The organism is Pseudophaeobacter sp. (genome assembly GCF_048267565.1).
Classification (GTDB): Bacteria; Pseudomonadota; Alphaproteobacteria; order Rhodobacterales; family Rhodobacteraceae; genus Pseudophaeobacter; species Pseudophaeobacter profundi.
In genome coordinates, this window is sequence record NZ_JBLWXG010000020.1 from 22,008 (window position 1) to 28,915 (window position 6,908).

Annotated in this window: 5 protein-coding genes; 1 reads left to right on the forward strand and 4 read right to left on the reverse strand. The window is 56.7% G+C overall.

Annotated features, from left to right (window positions below; translation table 11 throughout):
- Positions 1–212: 212 nt before the first annotated feature.
- The 3 genes from ACN0VH_RS20525 to ACN0VH_RS20535 form a co-directional block, all read right to left on the reverse strand.
- On the reverse strand, positions 213–1,631 hold the full coding sequence (locus ACN0VH_RS20525; RefSeq protein ID WP_417702435.1) for a TnsB C-terminal domain-containing protein: 1,419 nt from the start codon (positions 1,629–1,631) through the stop codon (positions 213–215).
- Entirely contained in the window at positions 1,628–2,380 is a 753-nt protein-coding gene (locus ACN0VH_RS20530) for a hypothetical protein (protein ID WP_417702437.1), read from the reverse strand. Before ACN0VH_RS20530 ends, ACN0VH_RS20525 begins: the two co-directional genes overlap by 4 nt.
- Before the next feature lie 312 nt (positions 2,381–2,692).
- Positions 2,693–3,790, reverse strand: coding sequence for an AAA family ATPase (locus ACN0VH_RS20535; RefSeq protein WP_417702439.1), 1,098 nt, complete (start codon positions 3,788–3,790; stop codon positions 2,693–2,695).
- Positions 3,791–4,505: 715 nt separating this feature from the next.
- Between ACN0VH_RS20535 and ACN0VH_RS20540 the strand changes: the two genes are divergently transcribed.
- On the forward strand, positions 4,506–4,718 hold the full coding sequence (locus ACN0VH_RS20540) for a hypothetical protein (protein WP_417702441.1): 213 nt from the start codon (positions 4,506–4,508) through the stop codon (positions 4,716–4,718).
- Positions 4,719–6,303: 1,585 nt separating this feature from the next.
- Here ACN0VH_RS20540 and ACN0VH_RS20545 read toward each other — a convergent pair.
- On the reverse strand, positions 6,304–6,732 hold the full coding sequence (locus tag ACN0VH_RS20545; RefSeq protein WP_417702443.1) for a DUF4399 domain-containing protein: 429 nt from the start codon (positions 6,730–6,732) through the stop codon (positions 6,304–6,306).
- Positions 6,733–6,908: the final 176 nt, after the last annotated feature.

Consider the following 6,908-nt stretch of genomic DNA (forward strand, 5'->3'; position numbering starts at 1 on the left):
GGCGCGTGATCGATGAGGCTTGCTCCGCCGAGAGGCAGAATCCCCGAGCCCGAGATCGCGGTGGCCAGAGTACCTGGGGCGACCGTGTCGATCGGCACGTGCGTGGTGACCTGCCGAGATGAGGCAACAGGCTCTTGGCCTTCTTGCGGGCTTCACCCGCGCTGACATAGCTCCTGGGCAGCCGCCGCTCGACCCCGAGTTTCTTGAGCTGCTCATGCCTTTCGAGGCGAACCTTTGCGACCCGTGTAGCCGTGAAGCAGCTTGAACAAGACGGATTCGGTGGTGCCGAACATGCGCTCGACATAGGGCTTGTCCGCGGAGGCGTGAGTACGCACGTCAGTATTCGCCGCTGCGATCCCCATGAGCGCGGACTTGACCTCGACGTTGCGCAGGCCGGTACCGTTGTCGTTGCGCACCATGCCGAGGCCCATGGCGGGCGTCGGATCGCCTTCGCAACCGTAGATGCGCCTCTCGCGGGTCTTGTCGCGCGTTGCCATCCGAAGCAGCTGCATCGTGGCTTCGGCTTTTGGCTGTCTACTGACAACCCAAGCCAACGGCATGCGTGTTGCGACATCGATCATCACAAGGATGCTGAGGCGGCTGCGGATCTCCTCATCCGCCCATTCCATGGCCTTCTTCATATCTTCAGAGAGCGTATGCCAATAGCCTTTGGCCTTGGCCGAGGTGATCAGGGACGCCCGACATTCGTCCATCTCACAGAATTCGCCGATCATGAGCGCCCGGACGTCCGAGTGCCCGCGGCCCCGCTTGTTGCGCGCATAGCGCTCGCCCTTGGTCGCGACCATGTATTCGCTCGGCGTGAGCAGCTTCTTGCGGTGACAGAGAACGGATTGGTGGGAGGGGACCGGGAGAGCAGCCAGATCATTGAGCGCCCGTTGACGGTTTTCCCTGTTGATCAGCGCAAAAAGGTGGCCATGCACGTTCGCTACGGATGGGCTCTTGAGGTCCAGGCCGATCTCTTCCCATGCCTCTGTCATGAGTTCTTTCAGACGCAGGGGCAGACGTGGCGTCTCGTTGCCTTTCAGGTGGTCAAGTGTTGCCAACCCTGCGATGACATCGTCGCCGTCCTGAAGCCCCTGATAGATCCCGTGGTATTTCTTCAGCGTCCGCCCCTTGTAGAGAAACCAGCCCTTTTGCTGGCCACCCTTCAAGGTGGCTGCACCCAGATGCACACGCTGTCCGAAAAAGGCTTCGACGAGCGGACGCAAGAACTTCCTGTTACCGGGGTCGTTCAAGGCGCCGATGGAAATCCGGAAGTCCTCATTGCCCTCGACAATGGTCCGGTGCCGATGGAGCTCGCCGATCGCCCTGCATAACGCGTAGTGGAAGCGGCCATAAGTCTGTTGCTCATCTGAGAGTTGGGCCGCAACGCTCAGCCCACCCAGCCTGAGCTTGGCACTCCCCTCCGGCAACAGCTGCGAAGGGGCGAAAGTCACGGCGCCGGATTTCATCATTTCGACGAAGGACGAGAACCCGAAGATACTTGTCTGGCCGCCCATCGGGTCCGCCAGTTCATAGCCTTGCGCACCGACCTTGCGGAGCACGAGATCGCGCCCCTGGACCGCGATTTCGGTTCCGGCTTCGAAGTTGTAGCGGGGCGCGATTGTCATGATGCAACCTCGATGCGCGACCATTCCGCAATCACATGATCGAGGTTCGCACGCAGGGCGCCACGCGCGATCAGGCGATAGCAGGATTTAAAGATGGTCTTCTGCGGCAAATCGAGCAGCGGAAAAAGATCACGCATCAGCCAGAGCGAGCGATGGTTTCGCGCGGTCCAGAGCACAATGTCGTCGACCTCCGGTTCCGGAGACTGAATGGCTTCATGCAGGCGGAACAGGTTCTCTCGCCGCTGACGTGAAAAGCGGCCAGCATCAAGGATCATCACATCGTCTGCGGCGCTCGGGGAAGTCGCGGCCTTAATCGCTTCGATGTCGCGCCACGTCCGAGGCTTTTGCAGGCTGTCGGAGTTGCGAACGAAGATGAGCGAGCGCCGTCCATCCACGAAAGTGGCAAGCAGGTCATGCGTATAGCTCGGACCTTTGCGGTCACCAGGACGCAGATAGACCTTTAGCGGCTGGAATTGCAGATCATAGAGGAGAGGCGAGAGCAGCAGCTCGTGGGCGACGGCGGCTTCCGCTGCACTTTCGGCAATGCCGGACTTGGGCTGGAAGTCATTCGCGATGGTCCGATACGTCAGCCACACGCGATGAGAGCTCGCGCTCCGGAAACCGGGATTGCGGACACCATCGTAGGGCAAAACGCCGTGAATGCGCCCGAGCGTGATCTTGGACTGGCGGGGCAGTTTGGCCGGCGAATAATTCCAGCTGTCACAATCAATAGTCTGATCGGCAGACATGACTTCTCCGTTCCCGGAACAGCGTTGCGCCGGGTGCATTTTTGTTTCTTATCAAGAGGACACGCCACTCTTGCCACGCTCAACCGCGATCGGTAGCGTGACAGATGTGATGATGCGGCAGTACCTCTGCTTCTGGTGCCCGTCCTGGGCGAAATTCCGACCTGCCCCACCCGGTAGTGCTCGGGTGGGCCATGCGCTCATTTTCCGCGAAGTCAGTGAAAATCCCAATTGAAAACGCGATGCCAGATTCTCAAAAATGTGAAAAACCAATTCAACCATCTGATTTGTAACGGTAAATCTTAGCCGCGCCGGTTAGTGAAGTATCGGCCTGTCCTGTTGATCCAAGCCCGAATCCAGCATCCTTTTGACGGTCCGGATGTTGATTTGGTGGCCGACCTCGAATGCGCCAGCCAGCGCGGTCGTGATCGCCGCCGTGATGAGAGGCGAAAGCTGCCGCTTCGCGGCCTCACGCAGGACGAGGTCATTGATTTGTTCCTGGGTAGGAGACGGTACACTGACCACGCGGAGCCGTGACAGGAGCGGTTCCGGAAGGCCCCACTGGCTATTGGAGGTAAAGACCCAGTTGATGAACGACATATCGAACTGGTTCTGGAAATAGGGGCAGGTCCACCGGCTTGCTGTCAGGTCATCGAGCAGCGGGAGAAGCGCATTCGGCAGACTGAAAGACCGGCCCTTGTCGGACATGGGTGTGCCGGATTTTTCTATTTCGTCGATAATGACGAGCGGATTTGCAACCTGCCGCATCAGCATCAGGCTCACAAGTCGGCCGGGGCCGGCATTCGACCAGCCGCGTTGGCTTCCCACCAGCCCGAAACTTGCGTTCTCGCTAGTGGCATCCACGATCATATCCGGCGTTCCCAGAAGCTGCGCGAGACGACGTGCCCATGCGCTTTTCCCGATTCCAGGTGGGCCATCGAGAAGAATTGGCGCAAATCGGGCGCCGGGCATGCCAGCTTTCAGATTATGATGAAGGCTGCGCCAAACATGGGTTGTCGCTTCCGAAATCCAGGGAAACTCCACATGAAGCCCCGCTGCGATTTCGTCGATATGATGCGCCGAGCGCAGGTCGAATATATCGGCGCCGTCGCGGCATCCTTCCAGCATCGCACGATCTTCTCTAGAAAGTCGGGTTGGCTCGACTTCCTGCAAATGATGACGATGGATCTTCTGCGCCCATCGCCGGATCCGCATCTCGAGCGCTTTCGGGAGCTCATTCTGCGGGTAATGCCATAGTTCATTATAGGCAGCGCGCTCTTCCTGAGGGATGCCATCGGAAATCTGCCGCTTGTCCTGCAAGTCGGTATAGAATTCCTTGAGGCGCTTGATCATCGCGGCCTCTTCTAGCGCGGGATCGGGCTGTTTGCTCAGGATGAAGCGGATTTTGGGCATGGATGGGGTCTTTCGTCATAGCTCCGCCAGCCGCAATGATCGTGATCATGCAGGCAGGTCTTCGGATTGGAGGGAAGGCTGAGTTCGCAGTGCGTCGAACATCTCACTGAGCCGGAGGCTGGTCGGCCAGGAAGAAGTCAGTGTCAGCTAAGGGTAAGTAGCGCAGGTATCATCGGGCACTCGCAGAGGACAGACATGGGAGGGACGCACCATTCCATCAGGAATGGACGAATATCCGGTGAGCCCATGCCATAGCGCTCAAATCACCGCAATTGATTCTAATGTATTGATATTAATAAACAAAATGGATTTTTTTCGCAAATTTGAACTCGCCTGACCGCAGGTGCCCCGGGCAACGTCCGCACATCACCTCAATGCATGAGCCACATGGCCGTCAACTGCAATCCGCCGCACTGGTACAAACTCGTCGAACATTCCAAGCTAGGTACGGGTCTTTCTTCTCGCGATCAACCTAACCTTCATGGGCGGCTTTCGAACCTTCGAAGCAGGTGCGAGGAGAGTCCTGCCAAGCTAAGTTTGCAGACATTCATCATTCGTGGGGGCGAGGTCATAGCTTATGTAGCAAAAAGGGGCTGAGTGACACCTGCCACCGTCCATTTGGCTTGCGGAGTATGGCGACTCGTGGCTAGAGGTTACGTGAATATGAGCGGTATGTTTAGGGCCTTACGTGTCAGAAAATTCAAGGCAATACATTTTGAGCAAACTCCTATTGTTATGCATCTGGCTCGTCGTGATTACTGTGGTCATCTATCTGTATGCAGATGACGTTGATCCGATGCCGGTCAGCCTGCTCAAAAGGCTATTGATTGCGGCAGGCATCGTCGTATTTCTGAGCACCCCCTTCGTCAAGAAGGTCGGACGAATTTATTTGAACACCACGCCGGATGATGACGATCTTGGTGATTGAAACGGGTGATTTTTTGCAATCTGCCAAGCCTGCCAGTTGCTGCTTGGACGATGCCACTGATCATGTTCCTGGGACCAACGACGACATCGTCCCACAGAACGACGATTGAGCCTCCATAATGCTGCAAAATGCATGAATGGCTGGTTTCGTGAAGCTGCAACTGGGCATCTAATCGGCATTCCAATGTCCGGAGAGGGCCGTACGCTCGATTGTCGCAACGAAGGCCCATCTGAGAGCTTAAGCCGTTGAGCATTAATTTCCGCCGAAAATCCTCGATATCTTCCGTTGCCGCCAAGCAGGAGTTGGCTGTTCGCCTGAGGCTAGATCAATTTCCCTGAGGAAGTTCCACCAAAGTCGGGGCATTTCATGTAGATCATTATAGAGATTGCTGAGCTGGTTGCTGTCCTCTTTAAGCACCGTGAAACCAGAAGGGGCGTACTCGCTGGCTTCCTCCTACCTTAGAGAAAGTTGACCTCCGGACCAGCGTTCTTCTCGATGGTTGCCGTGTTTGGTTGTGTTTGCGACGTCAACGCACAGTCCTTGATTTGGGATAAAATCTGCCAACAAATCGAAAAAGTCATTACTTTTTTTCTTTAGGTCCTTCTGACGGCACTGCTGTTTCCAAGCTACCAAGGACCAGTTCTCCAGCATCGATGCAGATAGGCATGCATTCAGCGCTGTATACGCAAGAGGTTCATGTTCCTCCGGGTATGCCGTTTGGACGTCTCCGAAGACGTCAACGTCCCAGTACATTTTTTCCCAAGCAGAATGAACATCCTCAATTATGAGTGTGTGGAGTTTCGGGGATTTTTGGGGCGGTGCTCGCCTCTTAGCCATTTGTTACTGCTCCTAAACGATTGTTCTTTGAAATTGGCGCGCTCTCTTTCTAGGCCATAGAATATGGCGCTAGAGGCAAAATCTAACCCTAATCCAGAGTTTTTCACGCAAGGCAGCATTCTGGACTCGCAGTGAATGTCCGGAATGCAGGCTGCGACCGCGGCATTCGGCAAACGGGTTTAATGTCCGTTCGGGGCCGCAAGCGACTTGCCTCCGTTCAGAGCGCGGGTCATTTACTCACTAAGCAGCTCGCACTCCGGCCCTTCGGTTCTGCGTTCGAGCTACGCGTTCGCCAGGGGCGCGCCCCTGGACCCTAGCCGCCTGCGGCGACTTTGGGAGACGTCCAACTCTCCCAAACCCACACGGTGCTTTCAGCCCGAGAAAGGGATTTCGTCCACCCCTTTCATCCCCACTCGCAGATGGGCACTCGCCGAGCCCCCCTGCACCCTCTGGCAGCTTATCCATCTGGGACCAAAGAGGGGGTCTTCCCCTCTCTGGATACACCACGGCAGGGACTACTCGCCGTCTGTCCCTGCACCCTGTCCGGCGTCTCCGACGGTAAACCCGAGATCGTCATCATAACGCTTGCTGCCGTTGACCGACGGGGCGAGATGCGGCGGTCGCAGCCCGCATTGCCGCCGTTTGCTGCGGATGCGAACTAAAGCCCAACGCGAACTGGTCGCGTGCGGGATGAAGCGGACTACTCCGCTTCATCCTCTGAGCTGTAGGCTGCTGTGGCGAATCCGGTTTAGTTCACCGTGATTGTAATAACCTCGCTCATCACAGGCGGGTTGTGTGGAACGTGGCTCCAATCGCCAAGCAACAGTTGCAGCGTATGCGTGCCTGCAGGCAGTTCTTTGGTCACCTGTGTCTGGCCACCCCCGAAATGGACGATCTGGTCCGTTGCGGGCAGTCCGGAATCCATGTCCAGCGTACTTGGGTCGGCGTCGATCAGAAGATGATGGTGGCCAGTGTTGTCCGCGTCTGTTCCGGCCGGGGCGACGCCCATACCCTCCAATCCAAAAACGATAGTAACCGGATTTGACACCGTTGATCCATCCGTCGGCGAAACTATGTACGCGCTGGCGCCTTCGGGCGCCGGGCGCCGGTGAGAGTCAGCGGACGCAGTCCCGGTAATCAGAAGTCCTGCTGTAGCAGCGATTATCAAATGCTTCATCTTATCCTCCCAGAAAAATAGCCGATTGGCCCACTTGTAACACTATAGCACGCCAGTCCACTTGGCCAAAAAACGCTATGTACGAGCCTGGTCGGCCCGAAGCATGCGTAATTGGGCTGCCTCTGTTCTGAGGTCGAGCTCCCGATAAGATCACAGGATAGTTGTGAACAAGGGAG